Source organism: Streptomyces sp. NPDC088766, from assembly GCF_044750845.1.
Classification (GTDB): domain Bacteria; phylum Actinomycetota; class Actinomycetes; order Streptomycetales; family Streptomycetaceae; genus Streptomyces.
The window spans coordinates 1-24,394 of record NZ_JBIVKQ010000017.1 but is presented as its reverse complement, the minus strand read 5'-3'; the positions used below and the strand labels follow the sequence as shown (position 1 = coordinate 24,394).

The window sequence follows — 24,394 nt, the reverse complement described above, 5'->3', positions numbered from 1 at the left end:
CGGAACGCGGGTACGGGCCCGGTGGTGCCTCCCGGTACCCTTCAGATATGAGTGCTGTTCCTCGTTCCGAGAAGCCGGTGGGCCGGTTCCGGCGCATGCTCGATCGGCTCTCCTCCTCGCAGGAGGACCTGGAGTCCGAGGAGTTGCGGGAGGATGCCGAGACCGCCGGCTGCACGCGGATCGGAGACTGCCAGGACCGCCAGATAGTCACGGTTACTGGTACCTTGCGCACGGTCACCCTGCGACCGCGGGCCGGAGTCCCGGCCCTGGAGGCCGAGCTGTTCGACGGCTCCGCCGCGCTGGACGTGGTGTGGCTGGGCAGACGCTCCATCGTGGGTATAGAGCCGGGGCGCAAGCTCATAGCATCGGGCCGGATCTCGATGAGCCGGGGCCGCCGGGTGCTGTTCAACCCCAAGTACGAACTGAGACCCCTTGGTAGGGAGTAGCCGGTGACGTCGCTCGACAAGCCGACCGAAGACACTCAGCAGGACGACGCCCGGGCGGTGACGGAAGCCGCGCTGTTCGAGGCGTTCGGCGGGGTGCGGGGCATGGTCGAGACGGTGGTGCCCGGCCTGCTGTTCGTCACGATCTACACGATCAACAAAGATCTGCACATGTCGGCGATCGCCGCGCTGGCGGTGTCGTTGGTCCTGGTCGTGGTCCGCCTGGCCATGAAGGACACCGTGAAGCACGCCTTCAGCGGTGTCTTCGGCGTCGCCTTCGGTGTCGTGTTCGCGATGATGACGGGCAACGCGAAGGACTTCTACCTGCCCGGCATGCTCTACACGCTGGGGCTGTCGCTGGCGTACATCGTCTCGACCCTGTGCGGGATGCCGCTGCTCGGGCTGATCCTCGGGCCGGTGTTCAAGGAGAACCTCTCCTGGCGTACCCGCAATCCCGGCCGCAAGAAGGCTTATGCGAAGGCCAGTTACGCCTGGGGCCTGATTCTTCTCGCCAAGTGCGCGATCCTCTTCCCGCTGTACTGGTGGGCCGACACCACGCAGCTGGGCTGGGTGCTGATCGCGCTGAAGATCCCGCCGTTCCTGCTGGCCGTCTGGCTGACCTGGGTCTTCCTGGCGAAGGCGCCCGCGCCGATCGATGTCTTCGCCGAGATGGAGGCGGAGGAGAAGGCGGCGGAGGCGAGAGCGGCCGGGACGTCGCACGAGTCGGCGGAGGCCGGTCCGCGGCACCGGCGGGACGGGTAGTTCCGGCGGGGGTCTTCTCGCCCCCGCCGCCCTTTCCCCTCCCTGAGGCTGCTGACCCCGGACCTCCGCCTCCGTCTCCGAGGGCTGACCCCGGACCTCCGCCTCCGTCTCCGAGGGTTGCCCCCCGACCTCCGCTTCCGTCCCCGTTTCCGAAGGCTGCTGTTCACCGGCGGTCGCTCGGGTGGGGAACGGTTGCGGTCTCCAGCTCCTCCCCGAGGACCCGGCAGGGCCGGCGTTGCTCCCGGACGGGACGGGAGGGTCAGCCGTTGATGTCCTCGCGGCGGACCGACAGCAGGTCTTCCAACTGTTCCTCTCGGGCCTGGGCTGCCACGAACAGGAGTTCGTCGCCTGCTTCCAGGGAGTCCTCGCGGGACGGGGTGAGGACGCGGGTGCCGCGGATGATCGTGACCAGGGAGGTGTCCTCGGGCCACTCCACGTCGCCGACCTGGGTGCCGGCCAGGGCCGACTCCTCGGGGAGGGTCAGTTCGACGAGGTTGGCGTCGCCGTGGCTGAAGCGGAGCAGGCGGACCAGGTCGCCGACACTGACCGCCTCCTCCACCAGGGCGGACATCAGGCGCGGGGTGGAGACGGCGACGTCCACGCCCCAGGACTCGTTGAAGAGCCACTCGTTCTTCGGGTTGTTCACGCGGGCGACGACACGCGGGACGCCGTACTCCGTCTTCGCGAGCAGGGAGACGACCAGGTTGACCTTGTCGTCGCCCGTCGCGGCGATCACGACGTTGCAGCGCTGGAGGGCCGCCTCGTCGAGGGAGGTGATCTCGCAGGCGTCGGCCAGCAGCCACTCCGCCTGCGGGACGCGCTCGACCGAGATGGCGGTCGGCGCCTTGTCGACCAGCAGGACCTCGTGGCCGTTCTCCAGCAGCTCGCCCGCGATCGAGCGGCCGACTGCGCCGGCTCCGGCAATGGCGACCCTCATCAGTGACCGTCCTCCTTCGGGCCCTCGGCGAACGCGGCTTCGACCTTCTCCACGTCGTCGGTGCGCATCATCACGTGCACCAGATCGCCCTCCTGCAGAACCGTCTGCGAGGTGGGCAGAATCGCTTCGCCGAGGCGGGTGAGGAACGCCACGCGCACGCCCGTCTCCTCCTGAAGCTTGCTGATCTTGTGTCCGACCCAGGCGGTGGAGGCGTGCACCTCGGCCAGCTGGACGCCGCCGGTGGGATCGCGCCACAGCGGCTCGGAACCCGAGGGAAGCAGCCGGCGCAGCATCTGGTCGGCCGTCCAGCGGACCGTGGCCACCGTCGGGATGCCCAGGCGCTGGTAGACCTCGGCGCGGCGGGGGTCGTAGATGCGGGCGGCGACGTTCTCGATGCCGAACATCTCGCGGGCCACGCGGGCCGCGATGATGTTGGAGTTGTCGCCGCTGGACACGGCGGCGAAGGCCCCGGCCTCCTCGATGCCCGCTTCGCGCAGGGTGTCCTGGTCGAAGCCGACCCCGGTGACCCGGCGGCCGCCGAACGAGGAGCCAAGACGTCGGAAGGCGGTGGGGTCATGGTCGATCACGGCGACCGTGTGCCCCTGCTGCTCCAGGGTCTGGGCGAGAGCGGAACCCACTCTGCCGCAGCCCATGATGACGATGTGCACGACCGTCCTTCCGAGGTCAAATGTTGCTGACTTGGCTGTAACAGGGTCTCAGACCGCCGACCAAGCTACACACGCGCGGTCCGCGGGGGGCACCCCGTGCACCGTTCCCGGCGTCAGCGACGGCTGATGCTCCACAGGCTGAGCAGGGTGAGGATTCCGAGGCCGACGAGGGTGCCGGCGGCGCCGATCAGCTCCGCGGTCGTGTGCATGGAACCTCCAGAGGGCGGCAGGGGACGGGAATTGTCATATAGGCACGGGGATCGGTACGGCCGCGGAATCCGCAGCCGCGCCGTGGCCGATTTCACCCGTGAGGCAGACGGAGGGTGTCCGTGAAGTGGCCGGGCGCGGTATCACCCGGCTGCCCCCGGGGGGAGGGTGGGCGGTCCCCTGTTCGAAGGCCTACGATGCTCAGTTGTGTCCAAACTGACCGACGTGCCCAAACGGATTCTGATCGGGCGCGCACTGCGCAGTGATCGGCTCGGAGAAACGCTCCTGCCGAAGCGCATCGCCCTGCCCGTCTTCGCTTCCGACCCGCTGTCCTCCGTGGCCTACGCGCCCGGGGAGGTCCTGCTGGTCCTGTCCATCGCGGGCGTGTCGGCGTACCACCTCAGCCCCTGGATCGCGCTCGCGGTCGTCGTGCTGATGTTCACGGTGGTCGCCTCCTACCGGCAGAACGTCCACGCCTACCCCAGCGGCGGCGGCGACTACGAGGTGGCCACCACCAACCTCGGCGCCAGGGCCGGACTGACCGTCGCGAGCGCCCTGCTCGTCGACTACGTCCTGACCGTCGCCGTGTCCATCACCTCGGGCATCGAGAACCTCGGCTCCGCGATCCCGTTCGTCGTCGAGCACAAGGTGGCCTGCGCGGTCGCCGTCGTCGTGCTGCTGACGCTGATGAACCTGCGCGGCGTCAAGGAGTCCGGCAAGCTCTTCGCCATTCCGACGTACGTGTTCGTCGCGGGCGTCTTCATCATGATCGCGTGGGGCGCGTTCCGGGGACTGGTCCTGGGCGACACCATGCGCGCGCCCACCGCCGACTACACGATCAAGCCCGAGCACCAGGGCCTCGCCGGCTTCGCCCTGTTCTTCCTCATGCTGCGGGCGTTCTCCTCCGGGTGTGCGGCGCTCACCGGCGTGGAGGCGATCTCCAACGGCGTGCCCGCCTTCCGCAAGCCCAAGTCCAGGAACGCCGCGACCACCCTGGCCGCGATGGGCCTGCTCGCCGTCACGATGTTCTGCGGGATCATCGTGCTGGCCCTGTTCACCGACGTCCGCATGGCCGAGAACCCGGCCGTCGACCTGCTGAACAACGGTGTCGCGGTCGGTGCCGACTACGTCCAGAACCCGGTGATCACCCAGGTCGCCGAGGCCGTCTTCGGCAAGGGCAGCTTCCTCTTCGTCGTGCTCGCCGCGGCGACCGCGCTGGTGCTGTTCCTGGCGGCCAACACCGCCTACAACGGTTTCCCGGTGCTCGGCTCGATCCTCGCCCAGGACCGCTACCTGCCCCGTCAGCTGCACACCCGCGGCGACCGCCTGGCGTTCTCCAACGGCATCGTTCTCCTCGCGGGCGCGGCGACCTTCCTGATCATCCTGTACGGCGCCGACTCCACGCGGCTGATCCAGCTGTACATCGTCGGGGTGTTCGTGTCCTTCACGCTCAGCCAGACCGGCATGGTCCGGCACTGGAACCGCCACCTGGCGACCGAGACCGACCCGGCCAAGCGCCGCCACATGGTCCGCTCCCGGGCGATCAACACCTTCGGCGCGTTCTTCACCGGCCTCGTCCTGGTGGTCGTCCTGCTCACGAAGTTCACCCACGGTGCCTGGGTCGCCCTGCTCGGCATGGTGATCTTCTACGGCACGATGACCGTGATCCGCCGCCACTACGACGGCGTCTCCGAGGAACTCGCCGCACCCGAGGGACCCAGCGACGACAGCGTCCGCCCCTCGCGCGTCCACTCGCTGCTGCTCATCTCCAAGATCCACCGTCCGACGCTGCGCGCCCTGGCCTACGCCAAGCTGATGCGCTCCGACACCCTCGAGGCGCTCACCGTCAACGTCGACCCGGCCGAGACGAAGGCGCTGCGCGAGGAGTGGGAACGGCGCGGCATCGACGTACCGCTGAAGGTCCTGGACTCGCCCTACCGCGAGGTCACGCGGCCGGTCATCGAGTACGTCAAGAGCCTGCGCCGGGAGTCGCCGCGGGACGCCGTGTCGGTGATCATCCCCGAGTACGTGGTCGGTCACTGGTACGAGCAGCTGCTGCACAACCAGAGCGCGCTCCGGCTCAAGGGCCGGCTGCTGTTCACGCCCGGCGTGATGGTGACCTCGGTGCCCTACCAGCTCCAGTCCTCCGAGGTGGCCAAGAAGCGGGCCCGCAGGCGGCAGGAGTGGAACGCTCCCGGTTCCGTGCGGCGCGGTCCGGTCCACGAGGGGCGCGCGAAGGAGCCGTCGGGCACGGGTTCCACCGGCTCCCCGGACGCGCCGGGCGAGGGCTCCGCGGGTCCGCAGGCCTGACCTGCTCATGGTGAGCGGCCGGACGACAGCCACGTAGACTGGTGGGCTGTTGTCCGGCCGTACCTCGTTCGACGTAGTGGAGTCATCCCGCCATGCAGGCAGAAACGAAGAAGTCGCAGGCGAGGTCGCTGGTCGGCGAGGAGTACGAGGTCGAGGTCGGCCCCGTCGCGCACGGCGGGCACTGCATCGCCCGTACCGACGGGGGACAGGTGCTGTTCGTCCGGCACACGCTTCCCGGCGAGCGGGTCGTGGCCCGGGTGACCGACGGCGAGGAGGGAGCCCGGTTCCTGCGCGCGGACGCGGTGCGGGTGCTGGAGGCGTCCAAGGACCGCGTCGAGGCGCCCTGCCCGTACGCCGGACCCGGCCGCTGCGGCGGCTGCGACTGGCAGCACGCCAAGCCGGGCGCCCAGCGCCGCCTCAAGGGCGAGGTGATCGCCGAGCAGCTGAAGCGGCTCGCGGGCCTCACGCCCGAGGAGGCCGGCTGGGACGGCACCGTGATGCCGGCCGAGGGCGACAAGCTGCCCGCCGGCCAGGTGCCGCAGTGGCGGACGCGCGTGCAGTACGCGGTCGACGCCGACGGCAACGCCGGACTGCGGCGCCACCGCTCCCACGAGGTCGAGCCCATCGAGCACTGCATGATCGCGGCGCCCGGCATCAGCGAACTGGGCATCGAGAACCGCGACTGGTCCGGGATGGCGTCCGTCGACGCCATCGCCGCGACCGGCTCCCAGGACCGCATGGTGATCCTCGAACCCCGGCCGGGCGCCCGCCTCCCCCTCGTCGAGCTCGACAGGCCCGTCTCCGTCATGCGCGTCGAGGAGCACGACGGCGGCATCCACCGCGTCCACGGCCGCGCGTTCGTGCGCGAGCGTGCCGACGGCCGGACCCACCGCGTCGGCAGCGGCGGCTTCTGGCAGGTCCACCCGCAGGCCGCCGACACCCTCGTCAAGGCGGTCATGCAGGGTCTGCTGCCACGCAAGGGCGACATGGCGCTCGACCTGTACTGCGGCGTCGGCCTCTTCGCGGGCGCCCTCGCCGACCGCATCGGCGACAAGGGCGCGGTCCTCGGCATCGAGTCCGGCAAGCGCGCCGTCGAGGACGCCCGCCACAACCTCGCCGGCTTCGACCGGGTGCGGATCGAGCAGGGCAAGGTGGAGAGCGTGCTCCCGCGGACGGGCATCAGCGAGGTCGACCTCGTGGTCCTCGACCCGCCGCGGGCGGGCGCCGGACGCAGGACGGTCCAGCACCTCTCCTCCCTGGGCGCACGGAGGATCGCCTACGTGGCCTGCGACCCGGCCGCGCTGGCACGCGACCTGGCGTACTTCCGGGACGGGGGGTACCGGGTGCGGACCCTGCGGGCGTTCGATCTGTTTCCGATGACGCATCACGTGGAGTGCGTGGCGATTCTGGAGCCTGCCGTAAAGGGGCTCTGAGCTGCGGTTTTCCTGGTCTGCTCCGGTGCGGTCGGGTGTGCTCGATCTGTTTCCCGAAGTGCAGGAGGTGGAGCACGACACGCGTCGGCGAACGCCCCTGACCTGGGGTTTCGCTCATCGCCGGAATGGCCGGCACGGGGTGCCCCCGAGCTTCGCCGGGTTCGCGCAGAGCAGCAGTGACGCTCATGTGACGCTCTATCTGATGAGGCGTCAAGTTATGTGTGCGTCCTGATTCGATCGTCTCCACGCCAAGGCGCCGGAGGGAGGCGTGTGTACGGTACGGAAGCCAGGATGCGCAGCCGCTCGTGGGTGGGGGAGCCCGGGGCGGCGGTCCAGACGGTCAGGTACTGGTCGGGATCGGTGTCGGCGGTGAGCGTGTCCCGGTCCAGGACCAGTTCGCCGACGACCGGATCTTCGTGCCCGCGGTGCGGCGCCTGCGTCGGGGCCATGGGCTCCCGGCCGTACCCGGCGCGTAGCGGGCGACAGGTCCGAGCCCGCGGGCGGCTCGTTCACCCCGGTCCGAAATGCCGTGCGGGTGGGCGTCTGTCGGCCGGCGGCCCCCCCTCGGCAACGGATCCACCGATGAATGTCCGGCGACGTGAGCCGATACCGAGGGCTGTCGCTGACAGGGGAGGGCACGACCGCGGACGTCCGTCGACAGCGGAGGACCCCGGCCCGTGAACACGGGCCGGGGTCCTCCGCTGTGCGAAGCCGCCTGCGGTGGCGGCGGCTCGGCTCAGTCGGCGGCGAGCAGGTGGGCGGGGGCGATCCGGGACAGCCTCCGGATCGGCACCGTCAGAGCCGCCACCACCAGGGCGGTCGCCGCGAGCGTGGCCAGTAGCGCGGCGCCGGCGACCGGGAACAGGTGACCGTGCAGCACGCCCCGGCCGAGAGTCAGCACCCCGGCCAGACCGGCCACCGCACCGGACAGGCCGCCCAGCAGAGCCAGTCCGATCCCCTCGTAGAGGGTCAGCTTCGCCAGGTCGCGGTTGGTCCAGCCGGTCGCCCGCAGCACCGCGAGATCGGCGGCGCGTTCGCGCTGCGAGATGACCAGGACGTCGATGGCGCCGGCGGCACCCAGGAGCAGGGAGAGGGCGACGCTGAGGTAGTCGGCCTCGCGCGCCTGCGCCACCACGGCGCTGCCGAGCAGCGACCCGGCCACCTCGCCCCGGAAGGCCAGCGTCAGGGCGAGCAGCACGGTGAAGGCGGCCACTCCCAGCGCCAGCCCTGTCGCACCCAGCAGCGTGCGGCCCCGCACCCGCAGCAGGTTGAGCATGGCCAGTCCGGCCACCGAACGCACCGGGTGCGCGCGGCGGGCCGCCGTCACCGGGGGCCGGACGGCTTCCATCGGTCCCAGCCGGGTGGCGAGCCAGGCGGGGATCAGACCCGCCGCCGTGGCCAGGAGGAGCGCCACCGGGAGCACGAGGAGTGACTTGGCGCCGGCTTCGGGCTGGCCCAGCACCCGGCCCAGCACGTACGCGAGCACCGTGCCCACGGCTCCGGCGGCGAGGCCGATCAGCGCCAGTTCGCCGAGGACCAGGCGGAGCACTTCGCCACCGCTCCAGCCGAGGCAGCGCAGCGTGCCGATCTCGGTGCGACGTGAGCGCACCGAGGCCAGCGCGGCCTGGCCTAGGAAGAGTGCGCACACGACGAGGACCAGCACGAAGAGCACCGCGCTCTTGGTGTCCACCGCCCGGAGAATGCGCAGTGCCACGCCCTTGGCGACCCAACGCTCCGTCACCTGTGCCGAGTCGCCCAGTGCCACCGTCTGCGGTGCGGGCGAGCTGCCGACGGTGACATCGACCTGGAGCCGGGGGTAGACGGCCCGAATCTTCCCGGCCACCGCGTTCACCCGCGCCCGGGAGGCGGTGTCGACGCCGGTCACTCCTGCCACCCGGATCCTGATCGCGCTGACCGGCGCCTTGTCCTGGAGGCTCGGGACCCGACGGCTTTTGGTGAGCGCGGTGATGGAGTCCATCGTCGTCAGCATGGTGGGCGGCGGGCTGACGTAGCCGCCCAGGTTGCGGTCGGGCTGCAGGGGCTTGCCGTGAAGCTTCGCTCGGGTCGCGCTGTCCGCACCGGTGACCTGCGGTGTCTGGTAGGTCTCCAGCGGGGTGTCGGACAGTGGTGAGAAGCCGGGCAGTCTGCCGGTGTCATAGCGGCCGACCAGGTGGACGAAGGGATTGGGCAGGCGTCCGGAGTCCACGCCGTCGCACCTACCCAGTCCGATGCAGTTCGTGGCGGCGTGACTGGTCACCTTCCGGTACTGGGTGCCCTGGTGGTTCTCCTCGGGGACGTTGGGAAACGGCTGCCGGTTCGAGTTGGTGATCCACAGGCTGGGCTTCTGCGGGGGCTGCAGCTGCGCGGCGAGGTCGCCGTCGGAGGTCCGGCGGTAGGTGACCGGGCCGACCGTCCAGTAGCTGCCGGTGTCGAACGAGTCCTCGGTCAGTGCCTTCCGGTAGCCCTTGCTCAGGTCGACGCGGGTCGTGCCCACCGTGGTGCCGTGCAGGTTTCGGACGAAGCCGGCGGCTGTCGGGTTGCCCAGTTTCGAGGGCAGCTCGGCCGGGTCGCCGACGTCGAGCCGCTCGACCGTGGCGTCGAGCGTGCCGGTGGTCAGCGGGGTGTCGCTGAGCAGCGCCGGGATGTAGGAGTCGTACTGTCCGTGGACGCTCTTGGCGCCCGACACCCTCCACGGCTTGTCCTGCTCGGTGAGCATCCGGCCCGAGACGATGGTGTCGCCCAGGCCCACCAGCCGGTTCTCGGCCACCGGGTCGATGGCGGCCAGCAGCACGGGGTAACTGACCGGAACGTCGATCGTGGCCTTGTCCTGGCCGGACTGGCAGTTCATCCGCGAACTCAGGTCCGGGTCGAACGGTGACCTGTCCCTGAGGTCCTCGGCGATGATGTTCGGCTTCAACGGCAGATCCAGGTTGAACTCGGTCTGCTCGGTCTTGTCCCGGTTGAAGTAGAAGCAGACGTCGTACTTCCCCTTGATCCGGTACCGCTGGGTGCTCTTGTCGGCCGTACCCGTCTCCAGGGTGTCGGACTCGAAGAGGCCGTCCGACTCCGATCCCGACGTCAGGGGGGAGCGGGTGAGGTAGACGTACTCGTCCGAGGTGCGGTAGCTGCCCAGTCCGGAGGTGAGCGTAGGGCTGATGCGCAGGATCTGCCGGGACGCCTTCCCGTCCAGGAAGCGGGACACGTCCACCGTGACGGTGCTCGCCACCATGAGATAGCCGATGTTGGCGACCGGTGCGGCCACGTCGACCCCGGCCATGCCGCGGATGCGCCGGTACTGGTCGATGGTGATGCCGCCGAACGTGCCGGACAGGAAGTTCGGCGTGACCAGACCGCTCCGCCGCTCCACGTCCGTCTGCGAGTCGGGCGGGCGTACCAGGACGTCGTACGCGGAGCGTGCGTTCTTCCGTACCGTGCCCACGGTGGTCGCCTGGCTCGTGCTCACCGTCGCGGTCAGCAGGGTGAAACTGGTCGCCGCCACCAGGATTCCGGCGGCCAGGGCCAGCGCGCGCCCGCGCCGCCGCCGTAGCTGGTCGAGAATCATCGCCATCACGGGCGCAGGCCCCCCAGCCGGTGCAGCACGTCGCCGGACGGGGTGATCCGCTGGTCCGAGGTGATCCTGCCGTCCTGCAGCCGCACCACCCGGTCGCCGCCCGCGGCGACCTCGGCGTCGTGCGTGGCGATCAGCATCGTCATCCCGTAGCGCTCGCGCAGCGACATCAGCAGGTCGATGATCTCCCGCCCGATGACGCTGTCCAGGTTGCCCGTGGGCTCGTCGGCCAGTAACAGTCCCGGTCGGTTGATCAACGCCCGTGCGACGGCGACGCGTTGCTGCTGGCCGCCCGACAACTGCGAGGGCAGGGCGTCGGCCCGCCGGCCCAGGCCGACGGCTTCGAGCAGCTCCATGCCGCGCGCATGCCGGTCGAAGTCCACTCTGCGCGGCAGGACCGGGGCGAGCACATTGTCCAGCGCGGTCAGCGAGGGCAGCAGGTGGAAGCGCTGGAAGACGAAGCCGACACGCCGCCGGTGACGGTCCAGGTCCCGGGGTGTCAGTTGTGTGCCGTCGATCTCGACGTGCCCCTCGTCGGGCTGGTCCATGCCGCCCGTCACATGCAGGACGGTGGATTTGCCGGCGCCGGACGGGCCGGTCAGCATCACCACCTCACCGGCCGCGACCTCCAGGTCGATCTCGTCCAGAGCGGTCAGGCCGGGATACCGGCGGCTCACCCCGCGCAATGTCACGCTCACAGCCATGTATGCAGCCTCGTCCTCGTACATCGCGCACGTACATCGCCGCCCCTGCATTGCGACAATTCAGGGGTATGTTGTCACAATGTAGAAGGGACGTGTATGCCGCTCCACCACGCCGTGCTCGCGCTGCTGACCCGGCGACCGAATCACGGATACGAACTCAAGGCCCGGTTCGAGGAGGCCGTCGGCCCGCAGTGGGGCGGCCTGAACATCGGCCACCTCTATCAGATCCTCGAACGGCTGGTCCGTGACGGCTATGTCTCGCGCTCGCAGGTCACGCAGACCGACCGGCCCGACAAGAACCTCTACACACTCACCGAAGCGGGCGAGGCCGAGCTGCGCTCGTGGGCGACCACCGCCTGGGTGCGCGTCGGCGGCTTCCGCGACGAGCTGTTCCTGAAGCTCCTCGGCGCTGTCGCGCTGGGCCCGCAGGCCCTGGCCACGCTGATCGAGTCGCAGCGGCAGACGTACCTGTCCGAGCTCGCGGGCCTGGCGCAGCAGCGCCGCGCCCACGCCGACGAGCCGCTGGTCGCCGTCCTGATCGACGCCGCCATCGCGCACACCAAGGCCGACCTCGGACTGCTGGACAGCGCCGCACAGCATCTGGGCCCGCTCGCCACGGCACAGAGCGCGCAGGCGCCGGAGCGCTCACCCTCACAGGTACGGGGCGACGCCGACGAGGCTCCGAGGGGCAGGGCGGGATGAGAGGGGGCCGTACGCGCGGGGATGGATTGTCGACCGTGACGCCCGTTTGACGCTCTGGTCTCCCGCAGGCGGGACAGCGAGCCGATGAATGGCCTCTGACCTGGCCTTTTCCGAGACCCGCTCAAGCCGGCATCTTCCCGATGACGCATCACGTGGAGTGCGTGGCGATCCTGGAGCCTGCTGCAAAGGGCATTTGACCTGCGATTTTACTGTGCTGCTCAGGTCTGGCCGAGTGTGCTCGGCCTGTTCTTTGAAGTGCACGATGCGGAGACTCACCGCAACCTCCCCGGCCGCCGCTGACCTGGTGTTCTACCCGTCATACGGAGGTGGCCGACCCGGCTCGGACGGCCCGGCCTCGCGTCTGTGGCGCGTGGTCTTGACGCTCGTTCTGACGGCAGGTCGGTGAGGCTGCTCCGGACCTGCCGGGCGCGCTGTGGTCGGCGGGGCAGATACACGTACGCCGATCACCCGACCAGGACCGGACTGCGCCCACGATCGGCGCCATCTGGGAAACCCGCCTCTGACACACAAAGACGATCACGCCGACCACTCGCGCGTCGTTCCGGTCTGGCCTGCACAGCCCACAGGTCGAGGCTGATGAAGCGGCCGGGGGTGTCGGTCCGCGGCGTCGCCGAGCCTGTCGGGCCCCGGCGGACCGGCCGGGCTTGCAGGTCAGGTCGCCGGAACGGGCCGCAGCCGGTAGGCGCCCCCGTGCGCGACGACACGGCCGGCTGTGGGCGGGGCGAAGTGGGTGCCGAGCAGGAGGGTGTCCGTGCCGGCGAGGGAAGCGAGCAGTTCACCGCGGGTGGTCTCGGACTGCTGTGGGTCGATGTCCACGCAGGCGCCGATGGCGGGGTGGGCGAGTTGGACCGGGTGGTGAATGCAGTCACCGGTGATCAGCGCCGTTTCACCCCGGCTGCTCAGTTCGACCGCGACATGGCCGGGGGTGTGGCCGGGGGTGGGGACCAGGCGCAGGCCCGGAGTGATCTGCACACCCTCGGTCGGGACGTCGACCAGGTCGAGCAGACCGGCCTGCTCGACCGGGATCACCGAGTCGCGGAACATCTGGCGGCGTGCCTCCTCCATGTCGTACGCGGCCCAGAACTCCCTTTCGACGCGTGCGGTGAGGTAGCGCGCCTCGGGGAACGTGGGGACCCACTCGCCGTGCGCCATCCGGGTGTTCCAGCCGACGTGGTCGGCGTGCAGGTGGGTGAGGACCACCAGGTCGACGGAGCCGGGCGGGAAGCCGGCGGCGGCCAGGCGCTCGGGGAAGTCGGTGCGCAGGTCGTGCCAGGCCGGGTTGGCCCGTTGCTTGCCGTTGCCGATGCCGGTGTCGACGAGTACGCGCAGCCCGTCCACGGCGAACGCGAAACTGTGGCTGTCGATGTGGAGGATGCCGTCGTCGCCGGCGAAGTGGGGGCGCAGCCAGTCCTGGCCGGCCACCACCTGAGGAGTGGCGTCGGGCAGCAGCCAGGGTCCGGTCGCGGGCGGCAGCGGTATTTCGTCGATGCGGTGGACGGTGATGTCGCCCACGGCCCAGGAGGGGACGGGGGTGTCCGGGGGAGTCTGCATGATCTGTCTTTTCCTTTGCTCTTCAGCGGAGAGGCCGGTTGCGCGGACTGCTGCAGGGCCCTGTCCGGCTTCGTGACACGGCGAGCGCTGTGAGGGCCGCCGCAGCGAGGAGTGCGGCGATGACGGCGTAGGCGTGCGAGGTGGTCCTGAGCCCGTAGTGCTGGGCCGCGGCCCCCGCGGCGATGGCGGGCAGGCTCATGGAGAGGTGGCTCAGAACGTAGTAGGCGGCCAGCGTCGCGGCGCGGTACTGCTCGTCGAGCGAGGTGAGAAGCATGCGAAGCACGCCTTGGGAGACGGCGCCGAAGGCTGCTCCGGCCAGGGCCGCGCCGCCGTAGACGGCCGGCAGTCCGGCGCCGTGCAAACCGCTCAGGGTCAGGACCGCGGCGGGCAGGACGGAGAAGCATCCGCCGATCGCGGTGGTGAGGGGGGTGGTGCGGCGCAGGATCCACATGGTGAGTGCGGCTGCGGCGCTGAGGGTGAAGAAGACCATGCCGAGGGCCGCCTGCGGGGTGTTGGGGGCCACCAGGCGCACGAGGGCCGGCCCGAGGGAGGAGTAGAAGCCGCCCAGTGCCCAGATTGCGACGATTGCGGTGCCGGTGGTCAGCAGGGTGCGGCGCACCGCGGGTGGTACACCGAGCCGCGGGCGCAGCGATCGGAGCGCGTCTGCCCGGCGGTTGACTGTCTCCGTGGTGAAGGCGACGCCGATCGCCTGGGCGGCGAACAGTGCTGCCATCAGCGTGTAGACGGTGACCGTGGGGGCCGGGGCGAAGCGGACGAGGAGGGTGGAGACGAGAACGCCCGCAGCCATGCCGGCGACCGGGGCGATGGTGTTGGTCAGGGCGGACCGACCGGGATGCCGCGGGTTTTCCAGGTCGAGGAGAGCCGCGCCTGCGGCGCTGGTGGCCACACCGGTGGCCACTCCTTGTAGGAGACGGGCCGCTGTCAGGGAGCCTGTGCCTTCCGCTGAGGCGAGGAGAACCATGGCGACGGCCTGCGCGCCCAGGGCGCCTGCCAGGACGGGACGCCGTCCCAGGCGGTCGGAGAGCGCTCCGGTGGTGAGAAGGGCCGACAGCAGCGCCAGGGAGTAGGCGCTGAAGACCACCGTGACGGCGAGCGGTGAAAGGCCCCACTGCTCCTGGTAGAGGGGGTACAGCGGTGTCGGGGCACTGGATGCCGCCAAGAGGGCCACGAGTACGGACGCGTTCAGAGCGAAGGAGGCGGCACGGCTTCTCCCGTGGGCGCGGCTGCCCCCGGCAGGGCAGTGCGCGAGTGGGCCGGACATGAAACCCCTCCCTTAAAGCAACGTGTTTGCCTTAAGGCACGGTAGGTCCTGCAGTCGAGCTAAAGCAAATCGTTAGCTTTTGGAGTGGTGCGCCTCGTCGCTCCAGGCCCGACCACCCGACCAGGGGAGAATCCATGCCCTCCGCCGAACTCACACCGCCCGAGGCCGCCCGCTGGGCCGCCCGTGCCGGGCTTCCACTGCCCGATGACCGCCACTTGGTGGTTGCGGCCACCGCCGACCACATCCACTCCGTCGTCGCGGCCCTGCGCGAGCTGAACTTCGGTGACACCCCGCCCGCCGGTGCCTTCCGTGCGGAAAAGGAGAAGCACGATGCAGCCGTATGAGTTGTCCCTCACCGCCGCCGCGCAGGAGATCCGGGAGCGACGGCTGTCCCCCGTCGAGCTGGTCGACTCGGTCCTCCACCGCATCGAGCAGGTGGAGCCGCACGTTGCGGCCTACGTCGAGGTTTTCGCTGATCAGGCCCGCCGGACCGCCCGTGAGGCCGAACGCGAAGCCGCACGGGGTTCCTGCCGAGGTCCTCTGCACGGGATCCGAGGTCCTCTGCACGGGATCCCGGTGGGACTCAAGGACCTGATCGATGTCGTCGGCGTGTCCACCACGGCAAGCTCCAGGACCCGGGCCGGTCATCGCGCGGCCTCCGACAGCACGGTCGCCGCGAGTCTGCGGGCGGCCGGCGCGATTCTGATCGGCAAGACGCACACCCACGAGTTCGCCTACGGGCTGACCACCCCGCAGACCAACAACGCCTGGGACCGCGGCAGGGTCGCCGGTGGCTCCAGCGGCGGCTCCGCCGTCGCCGTGGCCTCCGGCGCGGCGACATTCGCCCTCGGCACCGACACCGGCGGATCGATCCGGGTGCCCGCCGCCCTGAACGGGGTGGTCGGACTCAAGCCGACGTACGGACTCGTGCCCCGTCACGGCGTCACGTCCCTGTCCTGGTCGCTCGACCACGTCGGCCCGATCACCCGCACCGTCGACGACACGGCCCTGGTCCTGACCGCCATCGCCGGGCACGATCCCCGTGACCCCGCCTCGGTGGCCGTCCCCAGCGTCGACTACCGGCCGTGCCCCGATCCGGACCTGACGGGAGTGCGCGTCGGCGTGCCTCGCAACTACTACTTCGAGCACGTCGACGCGGAAGTCGCGGCCGCCGTCCGCCGCGCCATCGCACAACTGGAGGCGCTCGGCGCCCGGCTCATCGAGGTCGAGATACCGATGACCCGCTACATCCAGGCCACCCAGTGGGGCCTGATGGTGCCGGAAGCCACCGCGTACCACGAAAGCACCCTGCGTACCGTCCCTGAGCTGTACCAGGCGGATGTCCGGATCCTCCTGGAGGCCGGTGAGCTGATGGGCGCGGGCGATTACCTGCGGGCGCAGCGCGCCCGGACGCTGATGCGCGACGAATGGGCCGGCCTCCTGAAGGAAGTCGACGTGATCGCCGCCCCCGCGGTCCCGATGACCGCGGTCCCGTCGGGCCAGGAGACCGTCACCTGGCCCGACGGGACGGTCGAGAGCGTCTCCGACGCCTATGTGCGCCTCTCCTCCCCGGCCAACATCACAGGAGTGCCCGCACTCTCCGTGCCGGTCGGCCAGGACACGGCAGGCATGCCCATCGGCATGCAGTTGCTCGGGCGGCCCTTCGCCGAGCGGACGCTGCTGCTGGTGGGCCACGCGTACGAGCGGACGCAGTCCGCCCGATCGCTCGCACCCGTCACCTGAGGGCGGTGTGGGCCGGGCCGGAAATTTGCGGCCCGGCCCACACACCGCTCGGCTCCGGCGGGATCAGGACCGGATGCCCGCCACGACGGGATCGGCGAGGCCCCCCGGCACAACCGTCGGGCAGGCGCTCGCCCTTTGCCGCAGAGGCGGTGTCGGTGTCACCTGCGGGTGCCGGAACGCGCGGAGGGTCGGCAGCGACAGGGCCACGGTGCCACCGCAGGGCATGCGCTGCCCGGGGTGCAGGGAACCGCTAAACGCAAGGACTGTGCTTTAGGCTGGTGGGATGAGCACCAGGCAAAGGGTTCGTCCCGGCGGGCGCAGCGCACGCGTCCAGGCGTCGGTACACACCGCCGTACGGGAACTCCTGGAGGAAAGGGGCCGCGAGGCTCTGACCGTCCCCTTGGTCGCCCAGCGCGCCGGAGTCACCCCGTCGACCATCTACCGACGCTGGGGCAACCTGCAGGAACTGCTCTCGGATGTTGCGGTGGAGCGGCTGCGACCCGACACCGCACCGGAGGACCACGGCGACCTGCGGTCCGACCTGACGGCGTGGGCCGAACAGTTCCTCGACGAAATGACGTCCGCCTCGGGACGCGCCTACATCCGCGACGCCCTGCTCGGCGACCCGGACGGCAACAACGCCGGCCAGTGCTCGGCCTATGCGGCCGAACAGATCAACGTCATACTCGCCCGAGCCGCCGACCGCGAGGAACACGGTCCCGACGTCGAGACCGCCATGGACCGCATTGTCGCCCCCATGATGTATCGCATCCTCTTCCGTCCGGCCGGGCTCGACGCCGCGTACGCTCGTCGGCTGGTGACGGAGGTCTTCGGCTGACGCGGGAAGGGCGAGCAGTGACCGGGCGGCTGTCTCCGTCGTCTCGGAAAGCACCCGCGCGGCGCACGTCTTGACGGACGCTTCGGCGACTTCGCCCGGCGCCCCGTGAGACGGGCACGAGGATTGCGGGGTCCGGCACGGGGCGGACGCGCCGGCGGCGCCCACGGTCCTCTGGTCCGTGGGGCCGACGCGGTCAGTTGTCGGCGGTCGGCTCGCCACGCGCTGGAAGTGTCGGCCGGCCGCCGGGCGCGGGCAGCGGATGCTCCTCGGGGGCGTGTGACCGCATTGACGCTGCCCGTGGTGCCGCACCGCCCGTTCCCGGCCAGGGTGCGGTGCCTGTCATGCGGTCGTCCTGTTCGAGGGCTGCGGGTCGCCCAGCACCTGACAGGTGGCCGCGTCGACGAGGGCCTTGTTCGCGGTCGCGGCCTTCTTTTCCTTGATGCCGAAGTTCGTGAGGGTGAAGACCGCGACGCCACGGGTGCCGGTGGCGTCGGTGTAGATCTCGCTGGAGTAGCCGGGCAGGCCGCCGGTGTGACCCCAGACCGTGCCGCAGGGCGTGTCCACCTTCATCAGGCCCAGACCGTAACCTCCGCCCTCCTCGGGGGCGTCCACAGTGGTGCGCATCTGCTTCATCTGGGCCTCGGGCAGCAACCGGCCTGACATGAGCGCGGTGAGGAAGCGCTGCCAGTCCTGCGCGGTGGAGACCATACCGCCTGCCGCCCACGACCAGCTCGGGTCGATGGCAGCGGTGTCGATGTTGTCCCCGGGGCGTTCGGGCCCGGCGAATCCGACACCCTCGGGCAGGTCCACGGTCCCGGAAAGGAGGGCCTTCAGGCGCTCGGCGTCCGGTTCGTAGCCGGTCGCGTGGGGTTTCCCGGCGGGCCAGGCGGCGTCCGTGGCCAGGAACGAGTCCTTCATGCCGAGCGGCTTGGTGATCTTCTGTTCGACCAGCTCTGCCAGGCTGCTCCCGGTGGCCTTCTCCAGGATCAGCCCGAGAGCTTCGTAGTTGGCGTTGCTGTAGGAGTATTTCCCGCCCGGCTCGGTCGGCGGGTCCTGCTCGGGAGTGATGGCGAGAAGTTCCTCCGGCTTCCACGTGCGCTGCTCCTGACCGGTGAGCGAGGGCAGGAACTCGGACGTCAGCAGGAAGTCTCCCAGGCCGCTGGTGTGGTTGAGCAGCATCCGTACCGTGATGTGCTCACCGCCCTTGACCAGTCCGGGCAGCCACTTCTCGACCGTGTCGTCGAGGCCGATGCTCTTCTCGGCGACCTGTTGCAGGACGAGCGTCGCGGTGAGCGTCTTGGTGTTGGACCCGACCCGGAACCGGTCGCCGACGGCGAGGCGGTGGTCGTCCTTCGTCCAGGCGGCCTGGCGGGCGATCTCGACGGGCTTCCCGTCGCCGCGGTCGATCCGGACGATGACGCCCAGGGAGCCGGTGTCGGCCGCCTTCTGCGCGAGGACGCTCAGGCGCCCGGCGGCTGCCGTATGCGCCGTACCCCGCCCGGCCGCGAGTTCGGTCCCGCCTTGCCCCTCGTCCGAGCAGCTGACGAGCACCGCGCCCAGGCAGGTGGCCAACGCCACGGTCAGCGCCCCTCGAAGAACCCGGTGACGGCGAGACGGCGTGTGTGCGGACATGGCAGTTCCCCTTCGGCGCGTGGCAGTTGCTCCGTACGTGGAGGGATCCGGCGTTCACCCCGTTGAAGGCGTTCGAGGGCTCCGCGCACAGCGACCATTCAGCCAGCGGCGCGCCCGTGGCACATCGCTCGATGGAGGGCTTCCCGCCGATGCGGGGTCACTCCAAGGAATGACCCCGCGGTGGAGGCGCCTCGCCGTCCCGCCCACCGGGGAACGGGTCAGGACCAGGAGTTCCTGGCCAGCACCGCAGCCTGCGCCCTGCTCTGACAGCCGGTCTTCGTGAGCACACGGCTGACGTGCGTCTTCACCGTGTGCAGGCTCACCACGAGCCGGTCGGCGATCTCGGCGTTGCTCAGGCCGTCGCGGATCAGACGCAGTACGTCGGCCTCGCGCTCGGTAAGGGCCCTCAGCCGCGCCAGCTCCTGGTCGCTGGGGCGCCGCCGGCCACGGAGATGGCCCTCGATGATCCGGTGGGTCACCGCGGGACTCAGTGTGCTGTGCCCGGCCGCCGCGGCGCGCACGGCTCCGGTCAGCTCCTCGTACGAACTGTTCTTCAGGAGAAAGCCGGACGCCCCCGCGGCGAGCGCGTCGTCGACGTACTCGTCCAGGTCGAACGTCGTCAGCATGAGCACCCGGCTGCGCCCCGACCCGGTCAGTCCACGGCGCTGAAGCTCGACCAGTGCCCACAGACCGTCGCGGCGCGGCATACGGATGTCCATCAGCAGTACATCCGGCCGCAGCCGTGCGCACGCCTCGACGGCACTTTCCCCGTCGCCCGCGGTGCCCGCCACGCTGATGTCCGCCTGGCTGTCCAGAATGGCGCTCAGCCCGGCGCGGATGACTGGTTCGTCGTCCACGACGAGCACACTGATCTGCTCAGTCACCCGCACACTCCAACGACATCGTGGCCACCACGCGGAAGCCGCCGTCGCCGGTCGGACCGGCGGTGAGGTCGCCGCCCAGCGCGCCCACGCGTTCCTCCAAGCTGACCAGACCAAGTCCGATGCCCGCATCGGCCGCGCCACGCCGCGCGGCGGGACCGTTCACGACCTCGCACCGCAACCGTCCCGCGACTGACGCGACAGTCACCCGGACCGGCGCCCCGGGCGCGTGCCGACGGGCGTTGACCAGTGCCTCCTGCACGAGACGATAACCCGTTAGCTGCACAGCTCCCGGCACAGCCTCCGGCGTGAGGTCCATCGTCAGCTCGACTGTTCCGCCCATGGCACGGTGGCCGTCCAGCAACGCGTCCAATTCAGCAAGGTCCGGCGCCGGCCGGAGCAGGACCGCGTCCGCGGGGTCGCGCAGCATTCGCAGGAGATCCCGCAGCTCACCGCTGCTCTGCCGGCCTGCCGCCGCCAGCCCGTCGACCTGGGCACGAGCCCAGTCGGGCAACTCGCCACCGCGGGCCCGCAAGGTCTCCGCGTGAACGACAAGCAGGGTCAGCGAGTGCGCGACCACATCGTGCATCTCACCGGCGATCCGCGCCCGCTCCCGCTGCGCGGCCTGCGCTGCCTCCAGAGCCTGCGCCCGGCGTGCATCGGCCGCCTGCTGCTCCGCCGCGGCCAGCAGCGCCTGCCGCGTCCGTGCGGCGAACCCCATCGCCCAGGCCAGCGGCATCGGGGCCAGCGCAGCGAGGACGTCCAGACCGCCCCGGAAGTCACTGGAATCGGTCGTCATCCGGTTCAGCCACAGACCCGCCCCGCCCAGCACGGCGACGCCCAGCACCGCCTACACCGTCCGCCTCCAGCTCGCACCGTGATGGCCCAGGTTGTAGAGCAGCACCGCCAGCGGCAGGAAGACCAGCGGTGACAGCTTGGCCCCCTCGCCCGCACCCCACACCAGTGCCGCCAGAAGAGCTCCGAAACCTACGACGAAGGTGGTGGCCGGCAGCCGCCGCCGCAACAGCAGGACCACTACGCCGACGGCCTCGTACACCGTGAGCGACACCCAAGCCGGTCCAGAGGTATCCACGTACGGCTGCGACAGAAGCGCGGGCACAAATATCAGTACGAGCAACCCGGCATCGGTGCCCCACCCGTGCCACCTGCCGTCCATCACTCTCATCCGTCCGAGACTACTGATCTTTTCGTAAGCCCGGCGGGGGTGGGGGCGGCAGGCCGGCGGGAGGCTGTCGGGGCGGCTCATCGACCCTCTCGCGTTTGCCACGGCCTCAGTTGGCGGAGGCGTGTCGTGTTCGGGCGGTCGAGTTGTCCGAGGACGGTTCTTGTGGGTGCCTCCTCACTCGGCAGTCACCGTCGCCTGCCATGCGCCCGGGCGTTTGCCTGTTGCCTTGTGGAAGAACACCGAGAAGGCGGATGCGTCGGGGAAGCCGAGCAGGTCGGCGCAGCGGGCTGCGGTGAGGCGGTCGTGTGCGAGGAGCCGTTTGGCTTCCAGGGTGATCCGTTCGACGATGTACGCCTTCGCGGTGCGGCCGGTGGCCTGCTGCACCGCTCGTGAGAGGGTGCGGGGCGCGTATCCCAGCGTACGGGCGTAGTAGCCGGCGTCATGGTGTTGCCGGAAATGCGCTTCGACGCTGGTGCGGAACAACCGGAACACCGAAGGGGTGAGCCGTGCTTCGGCGTGCGGTGGGTGCAGCCGGGTGATGAGCGCGGAGAGCAGGATGTCGGGCAACTCCGTCCGGGAGTCACCGGGTGGGGCGGATGCTTCGAGGAGGAGATGGCTGCGCGCCATGTCGACGAAGGGCCAGTCGGCGTCGGGGATGCTCCAGTGCGCGGCCGGGTCCGGGGAGGCGACCAGTTCTCGGGTGGCGTGGGTGACCGGCGCGGTCGGCACGAACAGCACGAGGTGCCCTGCCACGTCGGCGATGTCGTCCCACCGGTGCACGGCGCCGGGTGGGATCCACACCGCGGACCGGTCTCGGAGCGGATGTCGGCGGAAATCGACGGTGACTGAGCCGGGTCCGGCGTCGACGACGGCAAGGACGTGGAAGTCGGCGCGCTGCGTGCCGCCGTCGTTCAGCTCGCGGAGGCGGCCGAACGTCATCGTCTCGACCGAGGCGGCGCGGCGTTCCGCGGGCTGGTAGGTCATGTGCCGGATCACGCTCACGTGTCCAGTTTTCACCATCGGATGACCTGTCACGCCAATGCCCCGTCCGTGGTGCGAAAGATTCAATGGATGCACAGGGCAATCGCCTGGAGCATCGACCGGAAGAGCCATCATGAACACGACGCAGCAGACGCCACTGCCCACTTACGACCATCGGCGGGGGACCGGACCGACTCTGGTGTTCCTGCACTATTGGGGCGGTTCCGCCCGTACCTGGGACCTCGTCGTCGACCTCCTGGCGGGCCGTGACGTGCTCACGGTCGACTTCCGCGGGTGGAGCCGGTCGAGCGCTCTGCCCGGTCCCTACACGCTCGGTCAGCTCGCCGACGACACGCTCGCAGTGCTCGCGGATGCGGGGGTCACCGAGTACGTCCTGGTGGGGCATTCGATGGGCGGAAAGGTCGCGCAGCTGGTCGCGGCCACCCGGCCCGCCGGGCTGCGCGGCATCGTTCTCGTCGGCTCCGGCCCGGCGAAGCCTGCCGCACAGGTCACTCCCGAGTACCAGCAAGCCCTGTCGCACGCCTACGACTCCGCCGAGTCCGTGGCCGGGGCACGGGATCACGTCCTCACTGCGACCGAGCTGCCCGCTTCGGTCAAGGCGCAGATCGTGGCCGACTCGCGGACCGTCACCGATGCCGCCCGGACCGAGTGGCCGCTGCACGGCATCGCGCAGGACATCACCGAATACACGCGCATGGTCGGCGTGCCCGCTCTGGTCGTCGCCGGAGAACACGACCAGGTGGAGCCGGTCGGCGTGCTCCGCGACAACCTGGTGCCCTACCTCTCCCGCCCCGACTTCGTGGTGGTCCCCCGCACCGGTCACCTGATCCCGCTGGAAGCCCCGGCCGAACTCGTCGACGCCATCACCGCATTCGAGCCGGCGGTCCGACCGTCCCCGCGGCCCGACGACGGGCCGCGCCCCTGATCATCCCCTCCACGGGGCCGGGACAGGCCCTGCCGCGTCGCACCGCACCCGACCGATCTGCTTGTCCGCCGACCGCACAGCAGAGTCTGCGTTTGAGCTGGTCGTGGGTAGGGGCGGCGGTCCCGCGGGAGTAGTGGCCTGTCGCGCTGTCGCCGCCCGGGAGGTGTCCCGCTCGACCACGGCCGGCTCCCGCTCGAACGGGGCTCCTGCTCCATCAGCGGCTCCGACTCTGCTGCCGCCTCGGGGGTGCGCTCGACGTTCCCACCTCCGCTCCCTCGGTTTCGCGCGAGCCTCGTCAGCAGGAGGGTCGGTAGTCGAGCTGTGGGAAAAGGGCCTTCCACTGGTCCGGCTCGACGCCCAGCGGGTGGGTCGCGCAGAGGCGGTCGTAGACCTTTTGCGGATCGCGGTCGAGGAGGTACGTGTACTCCGGGCCGCGGTCGCTCGACCGGGCGTCCGCCACCACCGTCATGAACGGCGTCCGCCCCGGCAGCAGGTCCACGCTCCGCACGCCCTGAAGGGTGGCGAAGGCCGGCATGCGCCAGCTGCCGTCCGCGGCGACGTCCCAGACGCGGTACGGCTCGGCGGTGAGCACGCGGCCGCCCTCGAGGTCGGGCGTGATGGCGGTGACCTCCCGGTCGAGGCGCTGGGCGTGCCGGAGCACCGGGTGGCGCGGGTCGCGGATGTCGTAGAACCGTACGGTGCCGTCCTGGAGGGTCGTCGCGAGCAGACCGCCGCCGACCGGGGTGTAGCCGCCCGAGGCGGCCGGCAGCGTCCCCACGGACTTCGGGTGCCGAATGTCCCGCAGGTCGTACAGCCTGGCGGTCTGGGCGTCGCCGTCGGTGAGCAGCAGCCGCAGGGAGTGGACGTAGGCCGCCCGGGCGGTCGCCGCGCCCTTCAGCGGCTCGGGTACGCGGAACGGGCGCGCGGGGTCGCTCAGGTCCCACAGGCGCAGGTCGAGGCCCCGGCCGCGGCCCTCGCCCTCCACGGTCGCAAGCGCTCTCGGGCCCATGAAGACCATGCTCTCGGGCTCGGCCGAGGCCGTCACCGGGATCACCGCGCGCCGCACCGGCCGGAGCGGGTCGCTCAGGTCCCAGATCGCGGCCGTCGGATCCGATGAGTTCCCGACGACCAGCAGCCGGCCGTCCCCGGAGACGGCGGTGCGCACGCTCGGCGCGGAGCGCACCGGGATCTCGGCGCCCGCCACCGGCGGCCCGTCGCCGCCGAGGTCCCAGACCCGGAAGGCGTGCTCGTCGGTGTCCTCGGTCCAGCGGTGCGCGAGCAGCACCGGCCGGTCGCGGCCGGGCAGGAAGTACTGCGCCTGCCACGGCCCGGGCACGGTGAACCGCAGCTTCGGCGACCGCCCGCGCACGGTGTCCGCCCCCTTCATGTCCCAGACGTGCGGCACGCTGTGCAGGGAACCGACGACCACCTCGCCGGTGAGGACGAACCGGCCGTCCCGCGTGTACGGATACGCTCCCGGGTCCCCGTCGGCGAGGGTCCCCCTAACTGATCGTTTCAGAATGAGGTTCGCAGGCGGCGGAGGCATATGAGGCTGCAGGCCAGTTCGAGCAGGCCCTGGTGGAGATCAGCGCGTCGCTC

21 protein-coding genes and 1 pseudogene are annotated in these 24,394 nt (G+C 70.5%); 9 read left to right on the top strand and 13 right to left on the bottom strand.

Translation table 11 applies throughout. The annotated features are described in order from the left end of the window. Positions 1–47 precede the first annotated feature (47 nt). Together ACIP5W_RS23105 and ACIP5W_RS23100 are read left to right on the top strand one after the other, a co-directional pair. Positions 48–446 carry an OB-fold nucleic acid binding domain-containing protein gene (locus ACIP5W_RS23105; protein ID WP_363090172.1) on the top strand — a complete coding sequence of 133 codons (399 nt, stop codon included), beginning with the start codon at positions 48–50 and terminating at the stop codon, positions 444–446. 3 nt (positions 447–449) lie between these two features. Beyond that, positions 450–1,205 (top strand): DUF3159 domain-containing protein, encoded by a 756-nt coding sequence (locus tag ACIP5W_RS23100; protein WP_401476609.1) that lies wholly within the window; start codon positions 450–452, stop codon positions 1,203–1,205. Between the two features lie 259 nt (positions 1,206–1,464). Here the strand turns inward: ACIP5W_RS23100 and ACIP5W_RS23095 are convergent, their stop codons facing one another. Both ACIP5W_RS23095 and ACIP5W_RS23090 read right to left on the bottom strand, forming a co-directional pair. After that, positions 1,465–2,142, bottom strand: coding sequence for a potassium channel family protein (locus ACIP5W_RS23095; protein ID WP_401476606.1), 678 nt, complete (start codon positions 2,140–2,142; stop codon positions 1,465–1,467). Further along, the gene (locus tag ACIP5W_RS23090; RefSeq protein WP_366062551.1) at positions 2,142–2,810 is read right to left on the bottom strand and encodes a TrkA family potassium uptake protein; all 669 of its coding nucleotides are present in this window, start codon (positions 2,808–2,810) and stop codon (positions 2,142–2,144) included. Before ACIP5W_RS23090 ends, ACIP5W_RS23095 begins: the two co-directional genes overlap by 1 nt. Positions 2,811–3,224: 414 nt before the next feature. Here ACIP5W_RS23090 and ACIP5W_RS23085 point away from each other — a divergent pair, with 414 nt between their 5' ends. Beyond that, positions 3,225–5,327 carry an APC family permease gene (locus ACIP5W_RS23085; RefSeq protein ID WP_401476603.1) on the top strand — a complete coding sequence of 701 codons (2,103 nt, stop codon included), beginning with the start codon at positions 3,225–3,227 and terminating at the stop codon, positions 5,325–5,327. Positions 5,328–5,419: 92 nt separating this feature from the next. Beyond that, complete coding sequence (locus tag ACIP5W_RS23080; RefSeq protein ID WP_401476601.1) at positions 5,420–6,760, top strand: class I SAM-dependent RNA methyltransferase; 1,341 nt, start codon at positions 5,420–5,422, stop codon at positions 6,758–6,760. A gap of 215 nt (positions 6,761–6,975) precedes the next feature. Here ACIP5W_RS23080 and ACIP5W_RS23075 read toward each other — a convergent pair. The 3 genes and pseudogenes from ACIP5W_RS23075 to ACIP5W_RS23065 form a co-directional block, all read right to left on the bottom strand. Next, a pseudogene (locus ACIP5W_RS23075) lies at positions 6,976–7,224 on the bottom strand (hypothetical protein); the annotation flags it as partial. 272 nt (positions 7,225–7,496) lie between these two features. Next, complete coding sequence (locus tag ACIP5W_RS23070) at positions 7,497–10,328, bottom strand: FtsX-like permease family protein (RefSeq protein ID WP_401476913.1); 2,832 nt, start codon at positions 10,326–10,328, stop codon at positions 7,497–7,499. Beyond that, the gene (locus tag ACIP5W_RS23065) at positions 10,328–11,032 is read right to left on the bottom strand and encodes an ABC transporter ATP-binding protein (RefSeq protein ID WP_401476598.1); all 705 of its coding nucleotides are present in this window, start codon (positions 11,030–11,032) and stop codon (positions 10,328–10,330) included. Before ACIP5W_RS23065 ends, ACIP5W_RS23070 begins: the two co-directional genes overlap by 1 nt. Positions 11,033–11,128: 96 nt before the next feature. Here ACIP5W_RS23065 and ACIP5W_RS23060 point away from each other — a divergent pair, with 96 nt between their 5' ends. Continuing rightward, the gene (locus ACIP5W_RS23060; RefSeq protein WP_401476595.1) at positions 11,129–11,734 is read left to right on the top strand and encodes a helix-turn-helix transcriptional regulator; all 606 of its coding nucleotides are present in this window, start codon (positions 11,129–11,131) and stop codon (positions 11,732–11,734) included. Positions 11,735–12,406: 672 nt separating this feature from the next. On the opposite strand, the gene ACIP5W_RS23055 is transcribed toward ACIP5W_RS23060, so the two are convergent. Then, the gene (locus ACIP5W_RS23055) at positions 12,407–13,306 is read right to left on the bottom strand and encodes an MBL fold metallo-hydrolase (protein WP_401476592.1); all 900 of its coding nucleotides are present in this window, start codon (positions 13,304–13,306) and stop codon (positions 12,407–12,409) included. A gap of 22 nt (positions 13,307–13,328) precedes the next feature. Beyond that, the gene (locus ACIP5W_RS23050; RefSeq protein ID WP_401476910.1) at positions 13,329–14,495 is read right to left on the bottom strand and encodes an MFS transporter; all 1,167 of its coding nucleotides are present in this window, start codon (positions 14,493–14,495) and stop codon (positions 13,329–13,331) included. Positions 14,496–14,722: 227 nt separating this feature from the next. Between ACIP5W_RS23050 and ACIP5W_RS23045 the strand changes: the two genes are divergently transcribed. The 3 genes from ACIP5W_RS23045 (at position 14,723) to ACIP5W_RS23035 (ending at position 17,169) form a co-directional block, all read left to right on the top strand. Beyond that, a complete protein-coding gene (locus tag ACIP5W_RS23045) occupies positions 14,723–14,932 on the top strand; it encodes a hypothetical protein (protein WP_401476589.1) in 210 nt (69 codons plus the stop codon). Beyond that, positions 14,919–16,331: an amidase gene (locus ACIP5W_RS23040; RefSeq protein WP_401476586.1), complete on the top strand. Its 1,413-nt coding sequence runs from the start codon at positions 14,919–14,921 to the stop codon at positions 16,329–16,331. The genes ACIP5W_RS23045 and ACIP5W_RS23040 overlap by 14 nt, the downstream gene beginning before the upstream one ends. A gap of 283 nt (positions 16,332–16,614) precedes the next feature. Next, positions 16,615–17,169: a TetR/AcrR family transcriptional regulator gene (locus ACIP5W_RS23035; protein ID WP_401476583.1), complete on the top strand. Its 555-nt coding sequence runs from the start codon at positions 16,615–16,617 to the stop codon at positions 17,167–17,169. Positions 17,170–17,508: 339 nt separating this feature from the next. Here the strand turns inward: ACIP5W_RS23035 and ACIP5W_RS23030 are convergent, their stop codons facing one another. The 5 genes from ACIP5W_RS23030 to ACIP5W_RS23010 all read right to left on the bottom strand — a co-directional run bounded on the left by ACIP5W_RS23030 (position 17,509) and on the right by ACIP5W_RS23010 (position 21,870). Next, a complete protein-coding gene (locus ACIP5W_RS23030) occupies positions 17,509–18,747 on the bottom strand; it encodes a serine hydrolase domain-containing protein (protein WP_401476580.1) in 1,239 nt (412 codons plus the stop codon). Between the two features lie 272 nt (positions 18,748–19,019). Further along, positions 19,020–19,691, bottom strand: coding sequence for a response regulator (locus tag ACIP5W_RS23025; protein WP_401476577.1), 672 nt, complete (start codon positions 19,689–19,691; stop codon positions 19,020–19,022). Further along, the gene (locus ACIP5W_RS23020; protein WP_401476574.1) at positions 19,678–20,529 is read right to left on the bottom strand and encodes a sensor histidine kinase; all 852 of its coding nucleotides are present in this window, start codon (positions 20,527–20,529) and stop codon (positions 19,678–19,680) included. The genes ACIP5W_RS23025 and ACIP5W_RS23020 overlap by 14 nt, the downstream gene beginning before the upstream one ends. A 3-nt stretch (positions 20,530–20,532) precedes the next feature. Further along, complete coding sequence (locus ACIP5W_RS23015; protein WP_401476571.1) at positions 20,533–20,751, bottom strand: hypothetical protein; 219 nt, start codon at positions 20,749–20,751, stop codon at positions 20,533–20,535. 291 nt (positions 20,752–21,042) lie between these two features. Further along, the gene (locus ACIP5W_RS23010; RefSeq protein ID WP_401476568.1) at positions 21,043–21,870 is read right to left on the bottom strand and encodes a helix-turn-helix domain-containing protein; all 828 of its coding nucleotides are present in this window, start codon (positions 21,868–21,870) and stop codon (positions 21,043–21,045) included. A gap of 112 nt (positions 21,871–21,982) precedes the next feature. Here ACIP5W_RS23010 and ACIP5W_RS23005 point away from each other — a divergent pair, with 112 nt between their 5' ends. After that, the gene (locus ACIP5W_RS23005; RefSeq protein WP_401476565.1) at positions 21,983–22,795 is read left to right on the top strand and encodes an alpha/beta fold hydrolase; all 813 of its coding nucleotides are present in this window, start codon (positions 21,983–21,985) and stop codon (positions 22,793–22,795) included. Between the two features lie 295 nt (positions 22,796–23,090). Here the strand turns inward: ACIP5W_RS23005 and ACIP5W_RS23000 are convergent, their stop codons facing one another. Continuing rightward, on the bottom strand, positions 23,091–24,341 hold the full coding sequence (locus ACIP5W_RS23000; protein WP_401476562.1) for a hypothetical protein: 1,251 nt from the start codon (positions 24,339–24,341) through the stop codon (positions 23,091–23,093). Positions 24,342–24,394: the final 53 nt, after the last annotated feature.

Bases quoted from the DNA above. Each gene is read 5' to 3' on its own strand.
- ACIP5W_RS23105 (WP_363090172.1), top strand. From the start codon at position 48: ATGAGTGCTGTTCCTCGTTCCGAGAAGCCGGTGGGCCGGTTCCGGCGC.
- ACIP5W_RS23095 (WP_401476606.1), bottom strand. From the start codon at position 2,142: ATGAGGGTCGCCATTGCCGGAGCCGGCGCAGTCGGCCGCTCGATCGCG.
- ACIP5W_RS23080 (WP_401476601.1), top strand. From the start codon at position 5,420: ATGCAGGCAGAAACGAAGAAGTCGCAGGCGAGGTCGCTGGTCGGCGAG.
- ACIP5W_RS23070 (WP_401476913.1), bottom strand. From the start codon at position 10,328: ATGGCGATGATTCTCGACCAGCTACGGCGGCGGCGCGGGCGCGCGCTG.
- ACIP5W_RS23065 (WP_401476598.1), bottom strand. From the start codon at position 11,032: ATGGCTGTGAGCGTGACATTGCGCGGGGTGAGCCGCCGGTATCCCGGC.
- ACIP5W_RS23060 (WP_401476595.1), top strand. From the start codon at position 11,129: ATGCCGCTCCACCACGCCGTGCTCGCGCTGCTGACCCGGCGACCGAAT.
- ACIP5W_RS23055 (WP_401476592.1), bottom strand. From the start codon at position 13,306: ATGCAGACTCCCCCGGACACCCCCGTCCCCTCCTGGGCCGTGGGCGAC.
- ACIP5W_RS23045 (WP_401476589.1), top strand. From the start codon at position 14,723: ATGCCCTCCGCCGAACTCACACCGCCCGAGGCCGCCCGCTGGGCCGCC.
- ACIP5W_RS23040 (WP_401476586.1), top strand. From the start codon at position 14,919: ATGCAGCCGTATGAGTTGTCCCTCACCGCCGCCGCGCAGGAGATCCGG.
- ACIP5W_RS23035 (WP_401476583.1), top strand. From the start codon at position 16,615: ATGAGCACCAGGCAAAGGGTTCGTCCCGGCGGGCGCAGCGCACGCGTC.
- ACIP5W_RS23005 (WP_401476565.1), top strand. From the start codon at position 21,983: ATGAACACGACGCAGCAGACGCCACTGCCCACTTACGACCATCGGCGG.
- ACIP5W_RS23000 (WP_401476562.1), bottom strand. From the start codon at position 24,341: ATGCCTCCGCCGCCTGCGAACCTCATTCTGAAACGATCAGTTAGGGGG.